At 60.7% G+C, this 22,281-nt stretch carries 16 protein-coding genes; 12 read left to right on the forward strand and 4 right to left on the reverse strand.

Translation table 11 applies throughout. The features are described 5' to 3' along the window. Window positions 1–16 precede the first annotated feature (16 nt). Window positions 17–1,885: a glycoside hydrolase family 32 protein gene (locus tag HHL09_RS04815; RefSeq protein ID WP_169453340.1), complete on the forward strand. Its 1,869-nt coding sequence runs from the start codon at window positions 17–19 to the stop codon at window positions 1,883–1,885. Between the two features lie 33 nt (window positions 1,886–1,918). Next, window positions 1,919–2,932: a glycoside hydrolase family 172 protein gene (locus HHL09_RS04820; RefSeq protein WP_169453341.1), complete on the forward strand. Its 1,014-nt coding sequence runs from the start codon at window positions 1,919–1,921 to the stop codon at window positions 2,930–2,932. Here HHL09_RS04820 and HHL09_RS04825 read toward each other — a convergent pair. The 3 genes from HHL09_RS04825 to HHL09_RS04835 form a co-directional block, all read right to left on the reverse strand. Then, the gene (locus HHL09_RS04825) at window positions 2,913–3,506 is read right to left on the reverse strand and encodes an RNA polymerase sigma factor (protein ID WP_169453342.1); all 594 of its coding nucleotides are present in this window, start codon (window positions 3,504–3,506) and stop codon (window positions 2,913–2,915) included. The two genes, HHL09_RS04820 and HHL09_RS04825, sit on opposite strands and share 20 nt — an antisense overlap. 181 nt (window positions 3,507–3,687) lie before the next feature. Next, window positions 3,688–6,960: a hypothetical protein gene (locus tag HHL09_RS04830; protein ID WP_169453343.1), complete on the reverse strand. Its 3,273-nt coding sequence runs from the start codon at window positions 6,958–6,960 to the stop codon at window positions 3,688–3,690. A gap of 50 nt (window positions 6,961–7,010) precedes the next feature. Next, window positions 7,011–7,820, reverse strand: coding sequence for a PEP-CTERM sorting domain-containing protein (locus HHL09_RS04835; protein WP_169453344.1), 810 nt, complete (start codon window positions 7,818–7,820; stop codon window positions 7,011–7,013). Between the two features lie 469 nt (window positions 7,821–8,289). Between HHL09_RS04835 and HHL09_RS04840 the strand changes: the two genes are divergently transcribed. Next, a complete protein-coding gene (locus tag HHL09_RS04840) occupies window positions 8,290–8,841 on the forward strand; it encodes an ECF-type sigma factor (RefSeq protein WP_169453345.1) in 552 nt (183 codons plus the stop codon). 10 nt (window positions 8,842–8,851) lie between these two features. Continuing rightward, window positions 8,852–11,101 carry a serine/threonine protein kinase gene (locus HHL09_RS04845; protein WP_169453346.1) on the forward strand — a complete coding sequence of 750 codons (2,250 nt, stop codon included), beginning with the start codon at window positions 8,852–8,854 and terminating at the stop codon, window positions 11,099–11,101. A 6-nt stretch (window positions 11,102–11,107) separates the two neighbouring features. On the opposite strand, the gene HHL09_RS04850 is transcribed toward HHL09_RS04845, so the two are convergent. Continuing rightward, on the reverse strand, window positions 11,108–12,202 hold the full coding sequence (locus tag HHL09_RS04850; RefSeq protein WP_169453347.1) for a sialidase family protein: 1,095 nt from the start codon (window positions 12,200–12,202) through the stop codon (window positions 11,108–11,110). 190 nt (window positions 12,203–12,392) lie between these two features. Between HHL09_RS04850 and HHL09_RS04855 the strand changes: the two genes are divergently transcribed. The 8 genes from HHL09_RS04855 to HHL09_RS04890 all read left to right on the forward strand — a co-directional run bounded on the left by HHL09_RS04855 (window position 12,393) and on the right by HHL09_RS04890 (window position 22,275). Further along, the gene (locus tag HHL09_RS04855) at window positions 12,393–12,947 is read left to right on the forward strand and encodes a hypothetical protein (protein ID WP_169453348.1); all 555 of its coding nucleotides are present in this window, start codon (window positions 12,393–12,395) and stop codon (window positions 12,945–12,947) included. A gap of 66 nt (window positions 12,948–13,013) precedes the next feature. Next, window positions 13,014–13,424: a hypothetical protein gene (locus HHL09_RS04860; protein ID WP_169453349.1), complete on the forward strand. Its 411-nt coding sequence runs from the start codon at window positions 13,014–13,016 to the stop codon at window positions 13,422–13,424. Between the two features lie 111 nt (window positions 13,425–13,535). After that, the gene (locus HHL09_RS04865; protein ID WP_169453350.1) at window positions 13,536–14,276 is read left to right on the forward strand and encodes an RNA polymerase sigma factor; all 741 of its coding nucleotides are present in this window, start codon (window positions 13,536–13,538) and stop codon (window positions 14,274–14,276) included. Between the two features lie 149 nt (window positions 14,277–14,425). Then, the gene (locus HHL09_RS04870; protein ID WP_169453351.1) at window positions 14,426–15,103 is read left to right on the forward strand and encodes a hydrolase; all 678 of its coding nucleotides are present in this window, start codon (window positions 14,426–14,428) and stop codon (window positions 15,101–15,103) included. Between the two features lie 59 nt (window positions 15,104–15,162). Further along, window positions 15,163–16,461, forward strand: coding sequence for an alginate export family protein (locus tag HHL09_RS04875; protein ID WP_169453352.1), 1,299 nt, complete (start codon window positions 15,163–15,165; stop codon window positions 16,459–16,461). A gap of 51 nt (window positions 16,462–16,512) precedes the next feature. Next, window positions 16,513–17,079, forward strand: a complete 567-nt coding sequence (locus HHL09_RS04880) for an antibiotic biosynthesis monooxygenase (RefSeq protein WP_169453353.1) — start codon at window positions 16,513–16,515, stop codon at window positions 17,077–17,079. A gap of 10 nt (window positions 17,080–17,089) precedes the next feature. After that, window positions 17,090–18,892: an amidohydrolase gene (locus HHL09_RS04885; protein WP_169453354.1), complete on the forward strand. Its 1,803-nt coding sequence runs from the start codon at window positions 17,090–17,092 to the stop codon at window positions 18,890–18,892. Between the two features lie 371 nt (window positions 18,893–19,263). Further along, on the forward strand, window positions 19,264–22,275 hold the full coding sequence (locus HHL09_RS04890) for a serine/threonine-protein kinase (RefSeq protein ID WP_169453355.1): 3,012 nt from the start codon (window positions 19,264–19,266) through the stop codon (window positions 22,273–22,275). Window positions 22,276–22,281 lie beyond the last annotated feature (6 nt).

Raw genomic sequence — 22,281 nt, forward strand, 5'->3', positions numbered from 1 at the left:
TCCTCACAAAAGCCCGATGAAACCTCACGCATCCTTCCGTCCCGTCCTATCGTCCCTTCTGCTCGCCGGTTCCGCCTTCGCGGCTGATGACATCCTCATCGCGGACTTCGAGGGAACCACCTACGCTCCTTGGCAAGTCACCGGCACCGCTTTCAATGCCGGGCCAGCTCGTGGAGCAAGCCTCGGCCCCTTGGAAATCACCAATGGAGTCGGAAGCGGCGTGGCCTGCAGTGAGAACTTCAACGCAGGAACGGGCACCGGCAATGATGCTCCTCAGGGTCGCCTCCTCTCCCCTGCTTTCGAAATCCAGCGGAAATACATCTCGTTCCGGATCGGTGGTGGCGACTACGAGCGCCACGCCTGCCTGAACCTCCTTGTGGATGGCAAGATCGCGAAAAGCGCCACCGGGCGGAACTCCGATGCCTTGTATGCCGCGAGCTGGGATGTCTCTGCGTGGGCGGGCAAACAAGCCCGGATCGAAATCGTCGACGAAGCCAGCGGAGGCTGGGGCCACATCCTCGTGGATCATCTCGTCCAGACGGACACCCCCGCGGTGCTGCCCGTTGTCACCACCCCGGTCTACAAGGAAGCAGCACGCCCCCTCTATCACTTCACTGCGAGGCAGTGGACGATGGACCGACTGAATCCGGGCATGCGTCAGGAAGGCTGGCTAAACGATCTGAATGGCATGATATACTACAAGGGCGAATACCACATGTTCGCCCAGCGCTGGAACAAATGCTGGATCCATGCGGTCAGCAAAGACTTGGTCCATTGGGAAGAACTTCAACCTGCCTTCTGGGAGGAGGCTTTGGATACCGGCGTGCAGTCAGGCTCCTGCGTGATCGACGTCAACAACACCTCCGGTCTCGGCCAGCCCGGCAAGGAACCACCGATGGTCGCCTTCTGGTCCCGCAACGACAACAACTCGCACTGCCTTTCCTATAGCCTCGATCGCGGCCGAACCTGGCAACACTACGCCAGCAACCCGCTCTTCACCTTCCCCGAACGCGACCCGAAGGTCTTCTGGCACGCCCCTTCCAACAAGTGGGTGATGGTGATGTATGGCAGTGGAAAATATCACATCTTCACCTCGTCCAATCTTCTCTCCTGGCAGAACGCAAACAACCCGATCGCGGATGCCTTCGAATGCCCGGACTTCTTCGAGCTTCCCGTAGAAGGCTCGCCAGAGACAAAGAAGTGGGTTCTTGTTCATGCGGATGGCAAATACTCGCTTGGCACCTTCAACGGCATCAAGTTCACCGAGGAAACTCCCCGTTATCCGGGCGACATCGGCGGCACACCATTCTACGCAACCCAGAGCTTCGACAATGTGAACACCGGTGACGGACGCCGTATCCAAATGGTGTGGATGCGCGGTTCCGACTTCCCCGGCCAACCGTTCAGCCAGCAAGTCAGCTTCCCCTGCGAACTGAAGCTCAAGAACACCGCCGCTGGCCTCCGGGTCTTCCGCACACCCGTCCGCGAGATCGCGCTTTTGGCAGACCAAGTCACGAACCTTCCCTGCGATACCTTTGACTCCACGGCTAACGTGACGGTCTCCGAATCGGGCGAGGCCCTGCGGATCGAAGCCGAAGTCGAGATCCCGGCCGACTCCACTATCGTGTTTGATGTGCGCGGCACCAAGATCCGACTTGGAAAGAACAGCATTCATGTCGGCGACAGCTCGACTACCATCGCCGAGGATGTTCGCAAGGTAGAGATGCTGATCGATCGTGCATCATTGGAAACCTTCGTGAACGACGGGCAGATTTCCTGCACCAAAGTTTTGAAACCCACCACTCCCGGCGTGACTTTCAAGGTGGACGGAAATCCCGCAACCATTCACTCCCTCCGCCGGACCACGCTGAAGGGAATGTGGTAATCCATGGAGTCCGCCACGAATCATCGCTAGCACGTGAAGACCCTTCCCCTCCTCGCCTCCGTGGCTCTGCTCGCAACCAGCAGCCCGCTTCTTGCCGAAACCGTTGCGGACATCTTCCGCATCACCGGCGGCAGTTCGACGACACGGGCGAATTTCCATCCCGTCGAAATCCCGAAAGGCGGCGAGCATGTGCTCGCAGATCTGGAGGGTCCGGGCAAAATCACCTACTTCTACATCACAGATGACACCGTTGGAAAGTGGTACCCGGGACTCGTATTGAAAATCCATTGGGACGAATCCAAAGACCCGAGCATTGAGATCCCGCTCGCCGACTTCTTCGGCGCGATCGGCGGCAGGGCGACGGTTTATGAATCATCCTTCATGCAGGTGAACCAAGCCTGCTTCATGTGCTACCTGCCGATGCCTTTCTCAAAACGAGCCCGCTTCGTCCTGCACAACGATGGAGATCGCGACTACCGGCAGAAGGTGGCCTATGGCATCGACAGCGAGCAAGATCCCGCCTTCGCGCAGGAGAAAAGCCGCCTCCACGCTTCATGGCGTCGTGGCAACCCGGTGAAAGGCGGGAGGCATCTCCTGATGGAGGCAGAAGGACGCGGCCACTATGTCGGGGGCTTTCTTCAAGCGGTATCCCGCCAACATCACATCTGGTTTGGAGAGGGCGACACGATCTTCACGATCGATGGCAGGACCTTCGTGCACTCACCGGGAACGGAGGACGAGTATGGCTCATGCTGGGCCAGCCCGGCATGGCCGACCTACAACACTTCCGTATGTGGACACGTCCTCAACGATAATGGGGCAAACCGGATGTATCGCTGGTATCTGGCGAACCCCGCGCGTTTCCAGAAAGGCATCAAGGTCGAAATTCAAAACCAGCATCTGAACGGCACCCCGACCTCGGAGGACGCCGATGACTACACCAGCGTGGCCTTCTGGTATCAGGAAGACAGCCGCAAGGCTACCCCGCTCCCGAGCTTTGAAGAGCGCCAACTCCCCAGCTTCGACGTCAACGAGAAATCGGACTAAGCCGATTCTCCCGCCTCCTCAATTCATCCTCGATGCTCCTCCTCAGATTTTCTCGGATCTTGAAGAGACGAGCCTTAAGCGTTCCGGGCCTGCGGTTGAGATCCTTCGCGTAGTCACCCAGGGTCCTATCCGTAGCATATCGCATCAGGACCAGCTCTTGGTCATGCGAAGGCAAGCGCTTCAGACAGTCCCGCAGAGCGTTCAGCGCCTCGGGATTCACGATCTCGCTCTCCGGGGGACGCGCGCTTTCAGCCAAAGCGAAATCCTCCTCATGGTCTGCGAACACCCGCTGATCCCGCCGCAGCTGCCGCAGTTGATTGCACACTTCCAAGCGCGCGATTGCAAATGCCCAAGCCCGGAAGTTCGATCCAGGCTCGAAGTTCTCCCGCTTCCTCCACAGGATCAGGTTGCTTCTCTGCAGCAGATCCTCCGCTTCATGGTGATTTGAAACCAGCGATTTGATATAAAGCAAGAGCCGGGGCTGGAGAGCGACCAGCAATTCCTCGAACCTCTCGGTCGAGGCCGTGAGGCCCGCCAATCCCGGGCCCTCTGACATGGAGATATCGTCGATCATCGCGAGGAAACTTCGACTTTCAGAAAGAGCTTTGAATGCCCCGGGAGATCCCCGGGATTGATGGAGATCGTCACGGTCTCATAAGCAGGCTCAGCCTCATCCGGAGTGACTGTGTTTGGGGGAAAGAGGCCCGCCCTGCAGGAAGCAAGGCGGGCCTGGCGAATTGCTCTTTCACCACCGGTCACGGAGGCGAAGCGCCCTCTTCGGCACGAAGGAAGACCTTGTTCGCCGTCGCGGGGTTCACCGCTATCACGAAGGGCTGCGGCGTCGTGCTGTCGAAGTTGAACGGCGGCACCAACGGCACGAAGGTCTGGAGGTTGGTCGAACTCCGGAGGTGGTAGGTCGTTCCCGCAGGGAGCCCGGTTACCGTGATGCTCACCGTGCCTGTATTCGGATTATAGGGGCTCACCGACAGACCGAAGGGCAAGGCAGGCGCCTGGCCGGATAGCTTGGCCCAGGTATTCGCCACGACCACATCGTCCCACTCGGTATCTCCCGTGCCGGTCGAGGTAAAACGGACACCCGAGGCCCAGTTCGTGCCGGTGTAGGCACGGGTCACATGGGCCGTATTGGACGCTTCCGTCCCCGCGAGGTTGGGGTCGACCCACAGGCTCAGCAGGTCGCTGCTGAAGTCGAGCTTGCCGACCACGGTGTAAGTCTGGTTCACGACAATCGGGGAGCTGCCGTTGTCCGTGGTGAATGCAGCGCCCTCGCGGATTCCCCACTGAGGGGTGCCCGCGTTGTCCACGATGCCGAAGGCAAGGCGCTCCTGATTGAAGTCATCCGGGCCGAAGACACTGAGGACCGCTCCTGCACGACGCGTCATGGTCGCCTTGAAGTAGACGACCGAGGCGTCGAAATTCGCCTCATCGTTGATCGCTCCCGCCCGTGCATCGGTCGGAGCTTGATCGCTTCCGGCACCTTCGGTCGGACCATTGAAGTCGCGGTAGGCCATGGTCTCGCGCGTCACCAGCTTGCCGCTGGCAATCACGCCGGTGCCATCCCAGTCCGAAGTCGTCGTGGTATGACCGACGAAGGGACCGTTGTAGAGCCAGTTCTCGTAGTCGAAGTAGGTGCCTCCTGACAACCCTTCCACCGGACCATCGCCATAGGAGAAATCGTCCGTGCCAATCAGGTCGAACGGTGTTCCCACGGTATCATTCGGATCGAGTGGATCCGAGGTAACCCCGTTGTTACCGGCGATCTCGACGTTGTCGGGCTGCCCATCGCCATCGGTATCCGCAAGATTGGGATTGGTGTGATGAACGTTCACTTCGTCGCCATCGCTCAGGGTGTCGCCATCGCTGTCCGCCGTCAGCGGAGAGGTACCGGCAGCGCTTTCCCCCGTGCCATCGGAGAGACCGTCACCATCGGTGTCCGGATTGTTGGGATTGGTTCCCAGGCGGTATTCCTGGATATTCTTGAGCCCGTCTCCATCGGCATCGAGATCGGCATCATTGACGTTCTTGTTGAAGCCATTGAGGTCCTCGTAGTCATCCGGCATGCCATCACCGTCGGTATCCGACGGGATCGAACTCAAGCTGTTCCAAGTGGTGCCCACCACCAGTTGGTCCCAAGCAGTGGAACCGGTGCCGCCGGATCCCAGCCGGACGCCGGTGGCTTTCATCTGGGCAGGTGTGATGTTGAGGGTAGCCAGTGGTACCGACGAGGATTCCGGATTGGTGAGGACCGGATTCACATAGAGATCCACTTTCGAAGCCACGAAATCGTACTTGCCGACCAAGACATAGCTGGTGCCCGACGCGGGTGCGATGCCCGAGAAGGAGCGCGTCCCCGCACCGGCATGCTCGATGCCGAATTCACGCACGCCCGAGGTCGGGTTTGCCGTGCTCGGAACCCCGAGGAAGATGCGCTCCGCCCCGAAATCGTAAATGCTGAGGCCGCTCCATGCAGCCCCGGGCTGGCGGGCGATATTCACCTTCACATAGAGCACATCGCTACCATTTACACCGGTGTTCGCCGCATCCTCCTGGAAGGTGCCAGCCGCTTCGCCCACCACGTTGGTGGTGATCGCCGAGCCACCATGGAAGGCGCGCTTCGCGGAGTTCTCCATGGTAATCAGCGAGCCCCCTTGAACCATCGGTGCTCCGCCGATATTCGTCCAAGCGGACTTCAAGGTCGTGTGGCCTAGGAAGGTCTCGACCAAAGCGCCATTGTCATAGTCCCAGCCGAGTCCGTCGGCGAGGCTTGCCACCGTTCCATCCGAGTAGGTATCGAAGAAATCCAAGCCCACGAGTTCGAGGTTCCCGTTGGTATCCGGATCGTCCGCGCCATTTCCAGTGGGGGAGGTGCCAAGCTTGATTTCGGTGTAGTCGGAAGTCCCCCCCGCGTCGCTGTCCGCCAGCTTCGGGTTCGTATGGGTGACATCCACCTCATCACCGTCCATCAGCTCGTCACCATCCGTATCCGGCTTGAGCGGGTTGGTGCCGAGGGCCTTCTCAGCCCCATCGTCCAGGAAATCGAGATCGCTATCAGCGGCATTCGGCAGGGTTCCGTCCTGGAATTCGACAAGGTTCGTCACCCCGTCCTCATCGGGATCACCAGCCGCACCATTCGGGCCGTCCTTTGCGCCCGGAGCGGTCTCCCCTATGGTGCCGTCATCGGTGTCATCCAGTCCATTAGCCACCTCGAAGGAAGCCGGCAGGCCATCTTGGTCCGCATCCACATAGTTCTTCAGACCCACATTGACCGGATCAAGCGCCACCGAGAGGTCGTCCCACGTGGTGATGCCGCCGGCGCTGGAGGCGAGTCGCACCGCTGTGGACCAGTTCGTCGGCGAGTAGAGGCCGCCCGCATCGGTGGAATTCGATCCGTCCGCCGGATCGTAATAATCGGTCGAGGTGGGATCGAGCCACATCCCGATGAAATGTTTGTCGAAGTCCAGCACCGTCACGATGGTGTGGGTCGCATTGTCCGCGGGAACACCGGTGAAATAGTCGACGCCGTTTCCGCTCAAGCCGAACTCCAGCCCGCCGCTGGGACCAGCGCCACCCGGCACGCCGAAGAAGACGCGCTCGGCGCCGAAGTCATAGCTGCTCGCCCCGCTCCAGCTCACACCGGTGCCTCGGGTAAAGGTGAAGCGATAGAAGACTCGGCCCACGCCGCGCACCGCGCCGCTGCGTTCGTGGTTGTCTTGGCCGTCATTCGCACCACCGCCCGCACCTTCCACGGTGCCGTTGTATTCGCGCTTCGCACCACCATCGCTGGTCGTCAGCGCGTTCGACACCACGGAGGGAGTACCGAAGACGTTGTCCCAGTCCGACGAAAAGGTGGTGACCACCTTGTCGAAGTTATCGTAGTTGAAGCCGGTGCCGCCGGCCTTGTCCGCGATCGCGCCGTCCGCGTAGGTGAAGTTCTCGGTTCCGACCAATTGGCCGGACGAAGGTGAAACACTTGCTGCCAGCAAGGCAGGCAAGAGAAGTCGGGGTTTCATGGGTTTTTTATGGGCTCTTGGGTTCGGGTTTTGACGGGAAAGGGATCCGCTCAGTGACGACGGCGGATGAGGAAGAAGACGCCGGCCGCCCCGAGGGCTAGGAGCGGGGTCGATGGCTCCGGCACCACGTCTCCGAAGGTCGTTCCAACACGGACGTTGTCCCAAGCCACCGAGGTGCCGGAGGCCCAGCGCAGGGAGGTCGACCAGTTGCCGCCGTTGTAGGCTTTCGAAACGTCGAAGGTCGCCGCCGTGTCGTCGCCATCCGGATTCACCCAGAGGCCCAGCTGGTCATTGTCGAAATCCAGCATCCCCACGATCGTATACGTGGTGCCTGCCACCACCGGGATGCTGCCGATCGTATCCGCCCCGAATCCCGGTGCCGCGATTCCGAAGAAACGCGTGGTGCCGGTTTGTCCCGGCATGCCGAAGAAGATCCGCTCCTCACCGAAGTCGAAGCTGCTTACCCCGGCCCACTGGTTTTGGCCCTCCGGCAGCATCTCAGCCACCGTGATGGAGGTGGAGAAGAACATCACTCCGGACGCCCGGAAGGCACCCTCCTGCTCATTGGTCGCTCCGATCCCTTCGGTGGAGCCGCCAAATTCGCGGAGTACACCTCCGCCGTTGGTCACAAGGGTGGACGAAACGATCTGGTGCGAGCCAAAGGCGCTGTTCCAGGTTGAGGGAGACTGCGCCGGTGCGCCCGCCTCGTCGTTCCGTTCATAATTCCAGCCGGTGCCTCCGGTCTGGCCGGCCACGGAGCCGTCGACATAGTCGAAATTCTCGGTGGCAATGAGGGCTGCCTGGCTGGCGAGGGTGAGAAATCCGTACGCAATCAGGGAGGAAACAAGGGGGTTCTTCACGTTAGATGGGTTTGGGTTGACGATCCGTTGGCCACCTGCCCGTCCCCTCTTGGGAAAAGGACGGACCGTGGCGTCCACCCTGATTCCGACGTCCATCAAAGGATCCCGCCAAAAAAGTTGAGGCTTTCCCGATTTTTCGGCGGTTAGCCTTCGCATGGGCCTCGCTCGCATCAGGAGAGAGATGTGCGGGCGGCGACCCACCACCCGCACACCGGGCCCATAACTTCCGGCAGAAACCCTTGCTACCGGTTCACTTATGCCCGCGATCCATTCTTACCCGACCTTCTCCACGGGAAACGGGAGATCGGTGAAAGGCAGTTCCGGATTGCAGGGTTTTCCCTTACCGGAATCCGCTATCCGTGCATTTTCCCCGCCAGAAATCTCAAGTAGCTTTCTCCCACCTTTTCATATCGGTGCCATGGCCGATTGCGCTTGCGCTGGCGGTCCCGGATACCTACCCGATTTGGAGATGGGAACGACCACCGGATGTCCCGAACTCAGGGCGGACGATTTCTGCTTCTCGTCCGCCGAGCTCCTGCCCGTCGTCTATGACGAGCTGCGGCGCCTCGCGGCTTTCCGCCTCGACCGTCAGAGCGCAAGCAAAACCTTGCAGCCGACAGCATTGGTCCATGAAGCATGGATCCGCCTCTCCGAAGGCAACGGCAAGATCTGGCAGAGCAAGGAGCACTTCTTCAATGCCGCCGCCCAATCCATGCGCCGGATCCTGGTGGACCGCGTGCGCGCCCAATCGCGGCTGAAGCGGACACCCGTACAGGGAAGCTTGGAAGACGGGGTCTTCGAAGACGACTCCCACATCCTCCTGATCCATGATTGCCTCACCAAGCTGGAGAAGATTGATCCCAGCTCGGCGAAGGTCGTGCTCCTGAAATTCTACGGGGGCCTCAGTAGCGAGGAGATCAGCCAGATGACCGGCCGCAGCATGCGCTCGGTGGAGAGGCAGTGGATGTTTGCCAAGGCAAAGCTCTATCGCTTGATCCAGGAGGATCACGACGGCCAATAAACTCACGATTATGGAGCCAACCCGCCACGAGGAGGAAATCAGCAGCGCAATCATGGAGGTCGCGCTTTCACTGGATGATCCTTCGGCAAGAGAACTCTTCCTCGAGCGTGTCTTCGAAAACCGCGATGACGCGAAGGATGAGATGGCGAGGCTGCTTGAAGCCGCCGATGGCGCCGCGACCTTCTTCCTCGAAGCACGGGAGGAACGCGCCAAGGTCACGGCGAAAATCCTGTCCGAGAACGGCCGCTCCTCCATGCCGATTCCCGTGCGCTTCGCCGGGGATGAAGAGTTCACGGAAAAGCTTGGCCCTTACCGCTTGGTTTCGCGCTTGGGCGAAGGAGGTGGCGGTGTGGTCTACGAGGCCGAGCAGGAACTCCCGATCCGCCGACGCGTGGCCATCAAGATCGTGCGGATGGAAGTGGAGAACACCACCGCCCTCGCCCGCTTCGACGTCGAACGTCAGGCGCTCGCCCTGATGGACCACCCGAATATCGCAAAGGTCCTCGACGCCGGCACGACACCCGGAGGAAAGCCTTACTTCGCGATGGAACTGGTCACCGGCGAGTCCATCGTCCAATACAGCAACCGTCACAAGCTGAGCTGCGCGCAGCGCCTCGAACTCTTCGTACTCGTCTGCAATGCCGTGCAGCATGCTCACCAGAAGGGCATCATCCATCGGGACATCAAGCCATCCAATGTCATCGTCACGCGGCAGGACGGTGAGAACGTCCCCAAGATCATCGACTTCGGCATCGCGAAATCCGATGCCATTCCCGGGCGATCCATCACCGCGCACGACCAATTTTTCGGCACGCCGGCCTACATGAGCCCCGAGCAGGTGGCACTGACCGGCATCGACGTGGATACCCGCAGCGACATCTTCAGCCTCGGCGTCTTGCTCTACGAGCTCCTAACAGGAGCCACGCCGATCAATCGCTCGGAGGGACCGGAACTCACCTTTTCACAGATCCGCAAATCATTGCTCACCTGGGAAACCCTGCGCCCTTCGGAACTCCTCGCGAAGTTGCCGGCGGACAGCCTGCGGGCCTTGGCGTCGGAACGCGGCACCGACCCCGCGTCCTTGATCGCCTATGTGAAAGGCGACCTCGATTGGATCGTGATGATGGCGCTCGAGAAAAACCGCATGCGCCGCTACCAGACCGCAAACGGCCTGGCCACCGACATCAAGCGCTTCCTCACCTTCCAGCCCATCGCCGCTCGACCGCCCTCCGGCATCTACGTGCTCACCAAGTTCGTGCGTAGGAATCGCTTTGGCTTCGCCGCCGCCGTCCTCTTGATGGTCCTGCTGATCGGCGGCCTCGGCATCACCGCCGTCATGTATGAGCGCGAGCGGAAAACCGCCGCCGAACAACTGCGGCTGAAGAATGAAGCCCAGGCGGCACGCAACGAGGAAAGCCGTCTCCGTCGCCAGGCCGATGCCAGGTCGAATGTCGCCCGCGCGGCCTTTCTCTTGGACCAAGGGCGCATCGATGACGCCGACGCATTGTGGAAAGACTATCCGCTCTCCGCCATCGAGCCATCGCTCGAAGCCGCGGCGGTATTCCGTTCACTGGGCGACTGGAATTCGGAGAATGGTCGGCGCGACCAAGCACTCCAATGCTATCGCCTGTTGCGCCAGGCCAATCGCCAGGATTCCCCGCAAAAGATCCTTCAGGGCGACGACCTCATGGCCATCGCCGCCGCACTGCTATCGGAGGACAAGTCGGAGTATCTTGCTTTTCGTGATGAGATGTTGATCCGCTACACCCCTGCGGAAAGCGCCCACAAAGCGGAGCACCTGCTGAAAGTCTGCCTCCTTCAGCCAGTCCAACCTCACGTCATCAAGCACCTCCGCCGCGACGTGGAGACCATGGGAAATCCTCTGAAGACCCCCTGCCCTGCTTGGTCGGCGTTCTCGCTCTCGCTCTTCGAATTGAGATCCGGCGATCATGCAAAGACGCTGGAAGCTTGCGACATCGGCCTGAAAAGTCCTGAGCGGAAATCCTCCTGCGAGGTATCCCTCCTCGCCGTAAAAGCCATGTCGCACTTCAATGCCGGAGAAACTGCAGAAGCAGCGGACATCCTCGCCAATGCTCGCGAAATCTCGACGAAGTGCGACGGCAAGGATTTCTCCCGAGGCCAATCGATCCCTCCGTACTGGTTCGACTGGGCAATCGCAAACTTGCTGGTCAAAGAAGCAGGCGAACTGATTGAGGGGCCCGCCACTGAAACCGCCGCTGTCCCTGCCACCGCACGATAAAGCCCGTTACTTCAGGTCATCCACGCTCACCGTGGTGAAGGCGATCTTCCCGTAGCGATCAGTCTCCCAAACGATCGCTATGCGGCCATCCGGCAAGATGGCCATGTGGCTATAGGCCGCATCCCCCTCCTGGATCATCTTCGAAAACGGCCAGGTCTTTCCATCGTCGTTCGATCCCCGAAGCAGCAAATTCTCGCGAGCCGTCCGCGATGCCGGATTCAAAAAGAGCAGCCAGCCCGGCTTCTCCTTCGAAGGCCAGGAATGCCGGACCAGCGAACCCATGCATTGCGGTTCGGGAAGATTCACATCCCAGCTTGTCTCACCCCAGGCATCACCATCCGGCGAGATCGAAACCGCCCGCTCCTTCTTTGCCGAGCCATGGTTTCGCATGTTCAGCATCACCGCATCACCGGAGATGGGAGCAAGCTCGCACTCGTTCGTATGGGCCGCCGCATAGGTGGAGGAAGAACTCCACGTAATCCCGGAGTCATCCGAGTAAATCGCATGCGCGTGATAGGCAGGCGTCCCCTCCATCTCCTTGTGATTCACACCCAGCAGATATCGTCCCGCATGCGGGCCACCCAACATCACGATCCCGCCACCCGGCCCGGTCGCAAACCATCCCCAGCTTTCCTTCTTCACCTGCTGGCTGATGTCCTCGGGCTGGCTCCAGGTAACACCGTCGTCATCGCTGCGGGTTACAAAGACACGCCTTGAATCATCGCCGAAACCCGGCCGGATTTTCTTTTCCGGCAGCCGGTTCCAGGTCGCCAGCACCGTGATTCGCCCGGTCTTGGGATCCACGATCGGGCACGCATTCCCGATCGTATTCTCGTCCAGATCCAAGATCACCCTCTCTTCCGACCAGCTCTTTCCTCCGTCGGTCGACCGCTTCAGGACCGTGTCGATGTCACCGGTGTCACTGCTGTTGTTTTTCCGCAGCTCGGCGAAGGCCAGCAGCGTCCCCTTCGCTGTCACCGCCAATGTCGGGATCCGGTAGGTGTGCCGCGGCGCCACCCGGGTGCCGATGTAAAGATCCAGCCCGGAAGCAGGCAGCAGCAGGGCCGGAACCAAGGTCAGCAGGGTGAAAAGGGGACGCATCACACGAAAACGTCACCGCGCCCCGCCTTCATTCAATGGCGGAATTTTCGCCGAGCCCCGGCTTGAATCGGAGCACCGATGTTGTAGGCCTTGCGCGGCAAAAGCACGGCAAGGCGCGAACCACGCCTAACAAACACCGCGCCCTCCGCCGATCAACACTAGCTCGGCCGGTTTCCTCCCGGTTCGACGGATGAAATACCTCATACTCCTCGTCCCCTTGCTACTCCTCGCCTGCCGCGAGCGGGTAACGCGGGAGGCATTCGAAACCAGCCGGGCTTCCCAGATCGTCCAGACCCTGGTGGACGAAGGGGCCAGCCTGCCCATCGATGCCCGTCTGGCCGTGACCAGCTACATGGACGCGGAGCGCATTCGCATCGAGCTGAAGTCCACCGAGTTCCCCCCGAAGGCGGAGCGCTTGGCCGAAAAACTCGCGGCGGCAGAAGCAAAGCAAACGGGTGACCAGAAGCGCTACGAAGACTCCATGCTCGCGATCTGGGACGCCGTCCGCGAATCGGAAGACCCGAACCTCGCCGCCAAGGACCGGCAGGTGCTCACCGACTATTTGCCCCAGGCCAAGGCCACTGCCGAACGCGTCGAGGCAGCCTATAAAAAGGCGCGCGCCGCAGCGGATCGCTACCTTGCTGCCCTCCGGGAACTGAAGCTTGATGAGGCACAGACCCACCACGCCGCCTATCTGGCGACGCTCAGCGAACTGCTGGACGCCGGGCATGCCAAGAAACGATAGCCGAACTTCCCTCCATCCCCGTGTTTGCTTGCGAAGCGCCTCAAATGGCCCCAAACCAAGCCGCGGATGGCCACGACCGACACTCCCCGCGAGGCGCGACCACAAATCATGGAGCCCGGCGAACGGGCGGACCGAGTAGCCAAGCGCTTGGCCTTTGTCGCCGGCTTGGCGGCCCTGCTTGCCGCTTGCCTGTTTTACCCGATCCTCGGAAGGTTCGATCAGAACTTCCGGGCCCATGGCTTCGATACCGCGGAGGTCCTCTCGCCTTTCGCGCGGGCACTGCTTGCGAAGCACGGACTGATCCCCACCGGGCTCCTCGCCATATTCGGCATCTTCTCGGTCGCATCCTCCTTCAGCGGCCGTCGGAAGCTTACAATCGCCGCGGGTTTCCTATCGCTCCTCATGGCCGGTGCCTCCGGAGTCGTGATCCCGGTTGTGCTGATGGAGGCGCTGAGCCGCGCGGTCGGGAAATGGTGAAATCGACGTGATCCGCTCACGGAGAATCGCTTCCAAAGAATCACCAAAAACAGCTTTGCGAAACGCAGCGGCTCGGCCCTATCATGCCGGGCGTTCCCGCCATCTTCTCCGATGATTCCCGTACCAGCCTCGCCCTTCCCCGTCACACGCTGGACGGAGGTGGTGAATGTCTGCCGCTCGGAAGACCCCGGCCTTCGCGCCAAGGCGCTCGACGAGTTGTGCCGCGACTACTGGTATCCGCTCTACGCCTTCGCTCGCCGCCAGGGAAATGACCGGGAAAGTGCGGAGGACCTCACCCAAGGCTTCTTCCATTACCTTCTTCGGAAAGATCTCTTCGCCGCCGCAAATCAGGAAACCGGCAAGCTACGGACCTTTCTGCTGACCATCTTCCAACGCTACATCGGCGATGCCCGCGCCCGCGACACTGCCCAGAAGCGTGGCGGTGGAAAGGAACTCGTGTCCCTCGATCTCGACGAGGGGGAGAAGCGTTATTCCTTGGAACCCGCGGACCGTGTCACCCCGGAGGAACTCTATGACCGCAGTTGGGCCATCGCCCTGCTCTCCGGCAGTCTGGCGGCGATGGCAAGGAATGAGGAGGAACAAGGCCGCGGCAAGCACTTCGAAAAGCTCGCGGTCTTCCTCAATGCCACGACGATCGATGATGGCGACTACGATTCGGCCTCGGCGGAACTAGGGATGAGCACCGTCGCCGTGCGAAAGGCGGTGAGCCGCCTGCGCCAGCGGTTCCGTGAATGCCTGCGAGAGCAGATCGCAGCGACGCTGAAGGATCCGGATGAGGCTCGCGTCGATGAGGAATTGATGGCGCTGAAATCGGTGCTCAGAGGCGGATAGGCGGGACCGCGTCCTGCTGTTGGAATAAAGAAACCGGGGAATTTTCCCGGTCACACTCCCCACTCCGTACCCAAGAAGCCGGTGCAAGGGCATTCCCCCGCGGGATGCCTTGGAATGCTCGTCCTCGACCAGCAAAACGCACCATCACCATGAATCCTCATCACAAGCTCTATACGCCGGAAGACAGCGCCGTCGTCTTCATCGACCACCAACCCCAGATGACCTTCGGCGTCGCGAATATCGATCGCGCGACCCTGATCAACAACGTGACCTTGCTCGCGAAGGTCGCGAAGGAATTCAACGTCCCCACTATCCTCACCGCGGTGGAAACGGAGTCCTTCAGCGGCTACATCTGGCCGCAACTTCTCGACGTCTTCCCCGGTCAACCGGTGGTCGAACGTTCTTCCATGAACTCGTGGGACGACGAAGGCTTTCGCGAGGCGATCCGCGCCACCGGCCGGAAGAATATCCTCATCACCGGCCTCTGGACCGAGGTCTGCGTCACCTGGCCGACCATCGAAATGCTCGGGGAGGGCTACAATATCTACGTCGTGGAAGACTGCTGCGGTGCCACCTCCCAGGCTGCTCATGAAGCGGCCCTCTCCCGCATGGTCCAGGCCGGTGCCGTCCGCGTGACGACGATCCCTGCCTTGCTCGAATGGCAGCGCGATTGGGCGAAGCGCGAGCACTACAATAACCTCATGGGCCTGATCAAAAACCAAGGCGGTGCCTACGGGGTCGGCGTCGAGTATGCCTACACCATGGTCCACAAGGCCCCCCAATCCGCGATCAAGCCGCAGGTGGTCCCACCCGGTAAAGGCCACTAAAGCCAGCATCCCGCGGCGGCACCTTTCATGGCATAAGGCCGCCGCGGGCTCTTCATGCCGTGTCCCGCAAGTCCACAAAACGCCCGGCGGCCATCGTGGCTATCCTGCTCGTTCTGCAGGACCTGCCCGCCTCGGCCCAGATCACCAACAATTTCGGGGATTGGCAGGCCACATTCTCCGGCCACGCCCGGACCATGTATGAGAGTTATCACGGCCTCGATTTCGGCCTCGGCCCGCTCGACGATGACGATTGGCTCCACCAGCGCATCCAACTCGGTGGCACCCTTTCCCACGGCGAGGAATTGAAACTGGGAGCGGAGCTGACCTGGGGTCACATGTGGGGGAAGGAATCGCCGCTCGCTCCTCCGGACGAGGATGAGCCGGATATCCTTCAGGCCTACGCCGAGATTCTCTTGCCAACCGCCAGCGATGACCTTCGTTTAAAGGCAGGCAGGCAGACACTCTACTACGGGTCTGGTAGATTGCTCGCGGCCCGTGAAGGAGCGAACCAGCGTCTTTCGCACGATGCCCTGCTTCTATCCTGGCAGCCCGACAAGGACCGCCGGGTAGATGCCTTCATCGCCTCCCCCGTGCGGATAAATCCGGGAACCTTCGACAACATCTCGGAACCCGGAGACCTCCGTCTGTGGAGCCTCTATTCGGTGATGCCGCTGCCACGCACGGAGGACATCCATTTCGATCTCTACTACATCGGCCTGCGTGATGATGATTCGATCTTCGCTCCCGGCGGCGGCCACGAAACCCGCCACACCATCGGCACCCGCCTCTGGAGCAAGGATGGCCCGGAGATTCTGAATACGGAGTTCATCGCGCAGTTCGGCGAAGCAGGCGGGAGGGATATCCTCGCCGGTGCCGCGAGCTTGGGCATCGGCTACGAGTTCGAGGACCTGCCTTGGCACATCTCACCGCAGTTGCGCGCCGATGCCATTTCCGGGGGCGACGAGGGTGGGACCATCCACACCTTCCACCCCCTGTTTCAGGCAAATAACTATTTCAACGAGGGAGGATTCCTCTCACCCTCGAATCTCTTCAATCTGAATCCTCTCGTCACCCTGAAGCCGGAGGACGGGCTGACCTTCACGCTCGGAGTGAATTTCCAGTGGCTCGCGAGCACGCAGGACGCGATCTACGGCCCGCCCCTGCAGAAACTCGGGACCCCGGTTCCGGGAGGAAATCGTTATCTCGGCACCGCCTTCAATGCCTCGGTCGAGTGGGAATTTGCCGAAGGGACCTCCCTCTTCCTCGGCTATACTCACCATGATGCCGGCAAGGCACTGACCGACATCGGCGGTGAGGATGTCGAATACCTTCAAGGGAGCTTCCGCTGGGAATTCTAGGTCACGGACTCCCGCTTCTACCCAAGAAATCCTGCGAACCACCCTTTCCTGATGTCCCCGCCACCTGTTGAAGATACCACCGTTACCGTCGTCGTCCGGCGGCGGACCAAGCCCGGTTGCGAGACACCTTTTGAAGAGGCCATGCGCGAGTTCATCGCCTTCGCCCTCGCTTCCCCGGGAAACAGAGGTATCCATGTCCTGCGCTCCGAGCAAGGAAATCCACGGGACTACACCGTGGTCGATCGCTTCAGCGATGCGGAGAGCCGCAAGCAATTCACCGCGTCCGAAACCTACAAGGAATGGATGATACGCCTCCGTGAACTCACCGAGGAGGATCCCCACATCGAGGAGCTCGGCGGTATCTCCGGATGGTTCACCCTTCCGGGCAAGCCTCCCGCCAAGGCTCCGCCGAAGCCGAAGATGGCGCTCGTCACTTTCCTCGGCGTCTACCCCCTCACTTCTCTCTTCCCGCCGCTATTCCGCAAGCTCCTGCCAGATTGGCATCCGCTCCTGCTCAATGTCCTCGTCACCGGCCTGGTCGTCGCGAGTCTGACCTGGGTCGTGATGCCTTTCCTGACGAAGCGCTTCCGCCACTGGCTTTTCACCGACACCAAGTGATCGTGCGACCATGAACCATCCAGATCTCATTCTCAAAAACGGCAAGATTACCACGCTTGACCCCATCCGCCCGCACGCCAGCGAAGTCGCTATCAAAGACGGCAAGATCCTCGCGACCGGCGGCGAAGGCGACCTCCAGGCCGGGCCCGGCACAAAGGTGATCGATCTCAAGGGCCACCGCGTCATTCCCGGGCTAAACGATTCCCACCTCCACCTCATTCGCGGAGGCCTGAATTACAATATGGAGCTGCGTTGGGATGGCATCCCCTCGCTCGCCGATGCCATGCGGATGTTGAAGATCCAAGCGCACGCCACACCACCGGGCCAATGGGTGCGCGTGGTCGGATCGTGGAGCGAGTTCCAGTTCATCGAGCAACGCATGCCGACCCTGGATGAATTGAACGAAGCCGCTCCGGACACACCCGTCTTCATCCTCCACCTCTACTGCCGCGCCCTGCTGAATCGCGCCGCTCTCCGGGCCTGCGGCTACACGAAAGACACGCCCGATCCTCCGGGCGGCGAGATCCAGCGTGACAAGCATGGAAATCCCACGGGCCTCCTCATCGCCCGGCCGAATGCGATGATCCTTTACGCGACGCTCGCGAAGGGGCCGAAGCTTCCGCCGGAGCATCAGGTCAATTCCACGCGCCATTTCATGCGTGAGCTGAATCGCCTCGGCATCACCAGTTGCATCGATGCCGGAGGCGGCTTCCAGAATTACCCGGAAGACTACGAGATCATCCGCCACCTCCATGAGCGTGGCGAGATGACCGTGCGCATCGCCTACAATCTCTTCACGCAGAAGCCAAAGCAGGAGAAAGAGGACTTCGCCCGCTGGATGAAGATGACCAAGCCTGGAGAGGGCGATGCTTTCTTCAGGATGAATGGTGCAGGCGAGATGCTCGTCTTCTCCGCAGCCGATTTCGAGGACTTCCTCGAACCACGGCCCGATTTGGCCCCTTCCTTGGAAGACGAACTGGAAGACGTGGTGATGGCTCTCGCCTCGAATGGCTGGCCTTTCCGCCTCCACGCTACCTACGACGAAAGCATCTCGCGTTTCCTCGATGTCTTTGAGCGGGTCAATCGGGAGGCACCTATCAACCAGTTGCATTGGTTCCTCGATCACTGCGAAACCATCAGTGATCGCAACCTCGATCGCGTGGCGGCCATGGGCGGCGGCATCGCCATCCAGCACCGCATGGCCTTCCAAGGCGAATACTTTGTCGATCGCTACGGTGCGAAGGCAGCGGAGCGCACGCCACCCGTGCGGAGGATGCTGGAAAAGGGCATTCCGGTCGGAGCCGGCACCGATGCCACCCGCGTCGCGAACTACAATCCCTTCAATTCCCTGTGGTGGCTCGTTTCCGGCCGCACTCTCGGCGGATTGGAACTCTATCCTGAGGCGAACCGCATGAGCCGCGAGGAAGCACTGGGACTTTACACGGTCGGCAGCTCCTGGTTCTCGCGAGAAGATGGCACCAAGGGAATGATCGCTCCCGGACAGCTGGCGGATCTGGTTGTGACCAGCGAGGACTATCTCACGGTCCCGGAAGACCGCATTCGCGACCTCCAATCGGTCCTCACCATGGTCGATGGAAAAATCGTCTATGCCGCTGGCGATTTCCGCGAACACGATACCGCACCGATCCCTATCCTCCCGGACTGGTCTCCCGTCAAAACCTTCGGGGGGTACGGCGCTCCGCTCTGGGATGGCCGTATGGGCCCATCCTCGAGCTCCAGCCACAAGGCGCAGGCAAATACCACAGGCCTTTCACAGCTGTGGGGCTCCGGCTGTGATTGCTTCGCCTTCTAGAACCTTTCGCACGTAGTTCCACCTTTAGGCGCTCCCTATCCCAACCAACGGCAGACCATGCGCAAGCCCCGCAGCGGGGACCACCGGGAGAAATTCCAGCGAGGCCGCTGCTCTGGCAGACTCCCCCCATGTCTCTCCTTTCTGCGCCCGATTTCATCCCTTTCTCCGACCCCAATTTGTCCCGATCCGCCTGTTATTTCCCCTGTTTTAACAGGCATAACAGGCACCCGTAAACAGCCTTTCCCAAGCTCAATCTCGGAGCAAAAACCCACGAACAAAGTCCTCAAAATCGACGACCTGCCCGCCATTGAAAACGGGGCGCCTCACCGTATCCTCTTCCCCCGCCCCCCGTTTGTGATTCCATAGCCCCGATGTCTCCGGACTTCCTCAGCAAGGCCCTCGATCAAGTGCTCTCGGATGACTCCGCCAGCAGCCTGTTCGACTTGGGCCTGCGGCCGAAGCGGAACGAGCGCATGGACCACCCGGGAGACTACATCTCCCACTTCCGTCTGGTTTCCTTGCTCGGAGAGGGCGGCTTCGGCTCGGTGTGGAGCGCGGAGCAGGTCGAGCCTATCCATCGGGAGATCGCGCTCAAGCTGATCAAGCTCGGCATGGACAGCCAGGAGGTGATCGCGCGCTTCGAGGCCGAAAGCCAGGCATTGGCAATGATGGATCACCCGAACATCGCCGCCGTTCTCGACGCAGGAACGGCAGCGGACGGGCGGCCCTTTTTCGCGATGGAATTGGTGCGGGGCATCCCTCTCACCACCTACTGCAATTCTCGCAATTTATCGGTGAGGCAGCGTCTTGAGCTCTTCATCCCGATTTGCCAGGCAGTCCAGCATGCCCACCAGAAGGCGATCCTGCACCGCGACCTCAAGCCTTCCAATATTCTCGTCTCCGAGATCGATGGAAAGCCGGTCCCCAAGGTGATCGACTTCGGCATCTCGAAGGCACTTTCCACCCCGCACGAGGATCAGCTCACCCGTACGCGGATCGGCTCTTTCATGGGCACGCCCCAATACATGAGTCCGGAGCAGACGGGCAGTGCCGCCGATGTCGATACCCGCAGCGACATCTACTCCCTCGGAGTCATTCTCTACGAGCTTCTCGCCGGCCGTACGCCGCTCGGTCCGGAGTTTCCCGGCTACGAAGAAACCCTGCGCCGTATCCGCGTCGAGGAGCCACCGAAGCCGAGCAGCACGGTTCATCCGCAAGCTCCCTCGGCCCTCCAGGTGGCAACGGCACGGGGCACCGAGCCGGCAAAGCTTCGCAAGATCCTCAGGGGTGATCTGGATTGGATCACCATGAAGGCCTTGGAGAAAGACCGTCGCCATCGCTATGGGACCGCCAATGCATTGGCCGCCGATCTCCGGCGCTACCTGGACAGCGAGCCGGTCAGCGCGGCCGCCCCCACCCTGGTCTATCGTTTCTCGAAGTTTGCCCGCCGCCAGAAAGGCGCGCTGATCACCAGCGGGCTCGTTACCGCGGCTTTGATCGCCGGGAGCATCGTGAGCCTCTGGCAGGCCGCGGAGGCCCGGCAGGCACGCATCTCCTCCGAGAAAAACCGCCTCCAATCCCAGGCCAATTTCGACCGCGCCCGCCAAGCCGTGGAGAAGTATCTGAGTCAGGTCTCGGATCATCCCCGTTTGAGGGAAGCGGACTTCTATGTCCTGAGGAAGGAGCTCTTGGAAACAGCGATTCCCTTCTACGAGGAACTCGCCAAAAGCTCGGCGGAGGACCCCGCCCTGCGCTACGACAAGGCCCAGGCATTAGGGAGTCTGGCGACCCTCTACGATGAGCTGGGACAGAGCGACCGGGCGATCGCGAGCTTTCGCGAAGCCATCATGCTCGATGAAAAGCTGCTCGCTGAATCTCCGGGAAATGTCGCTTACCGGGAGGCGCTGGCACTCCATTGCAACAATTTCGGCCCCCTCACCAACGCGGCAGAAGCCATCCCGATCCTTCAGCGCGGGATTTCGATTCTGGAGGGCCTGCGCGAGCAATTCCCTGCCAACATTGACCATGCGGAAGCATGGGCGAGCATGATGATCAATCTGGCTGTCGTTCAGGATCGCCAGAAGATGGAATCGGAAAGCGAGAAGTCGCTTGATCGGGCCTTGGCAACTTTCGAAGAACTCTCTGCCGCGGGAAAATCCACGCTTACACTCCGCGTGCAGCTCGCGGTGGCTCAGGCAAATTCCGCAGCAGCCTCGCTGGGAGAGGACTTCACCCGTCCGGAGGCGCTCTTCCGACAATCACTCTCCGCCTTTGAGAAGGCGATGGCCGAGTTCCCGAACAAAGCGGCCATCCGCAGCTTCTGGGCAAAGACGGCGAACCTTTACGGAAACCAACTTGTGCTCCGCGGACGAAGGGAGGAGGCCCTGAGCCTTTTCAAGCGTGCGGCGGAGTTCCATCGCAGCGTGGTCGCGGAGCTTCCCGAGCTACCGGCTCACCGGCAAGCCTTGGGAAGCGTGCTGCAAGTGCAAGGAGACTGCCTTCTGGGGATGGCTCGGGAACCGGAAGCCGAGTCTCTCTTTAAGGAAGCGCTCCTCATCTTTCGGAAGCTTCATGCAGAGCATCCCCGCATCCCCGACTATGCCCGCTTTGAAGGCCTTTCTCACGACCGGCTTGGGGAAATCCTCCAGGACAGGTTGGATCACACGGGGGCCGTTTCAGAGTTCACTCAGGGAGTGGCTAGCATCAGGCAAGCCGCACGCCTGGGTCCTAGCACCCCCCTCTTCCGTTCGGAACTGAAGAACCTCTTAGGAAAGCATGCCTCTGCGAGCGTCCACGCTGGCGATGCGATCTCGGCCGCCAATAGTGCGATCGAGTTCAACAGTCTCTTGGACTCCGCATGGGGGGAGTGCGAGTATAGTGCGTTACAGCTCGCTGCCATCGTGCCGCTTTTGGGTGATCATCCGGACATCGCCCGCGACTGCGCCATCAAGGCATGCGAAGCACTGAAGCTGGCGATGAAAGATGATTATCCGGCCATGGACAGTTTCAAGGATGATGCCCGCTTTGCCTCGTTGCGCCGCTACCCTGAGTTCCTGTCTCTTCAGCCGTCTCCACCCGATCCTGTGAATCGCAGTCCGGCGGGCTTCTCATTCCTCTATCTCCACGATGATCCAGGCAAACGGATCTGGGCTCGCTCCGCGGACACCTGGACCGAGCGTCAGCCTTCCGGCTCGGTGAACATCTACAAGGTCACACGGCGCATCCGGCTCTATGGCGTCTCGGGCAGCGAGATCACCCGCGAGGGAAACACCGGCCTGAAACTCTTCATTCCCGACAAGGGAACCCGTTCACCCCACCAATTGCAGATGCAGGGAGGCGATGGAAAGTGGGGAACCTTGGGAGAAATGAAGGAAGTCGAATGAGTCTCC

Source organism: Luteolibacter luteus, from assembly GCF_012913485.1.
In the GTDB taxonomy this organism is placed as follows: domain Bacteria; phylum Verrucomicrobiota; class Verrucomicrobiia; order Verrucomicrobiales; family Akkermansiaceae; genus Haloferula; species Haloferula lutea.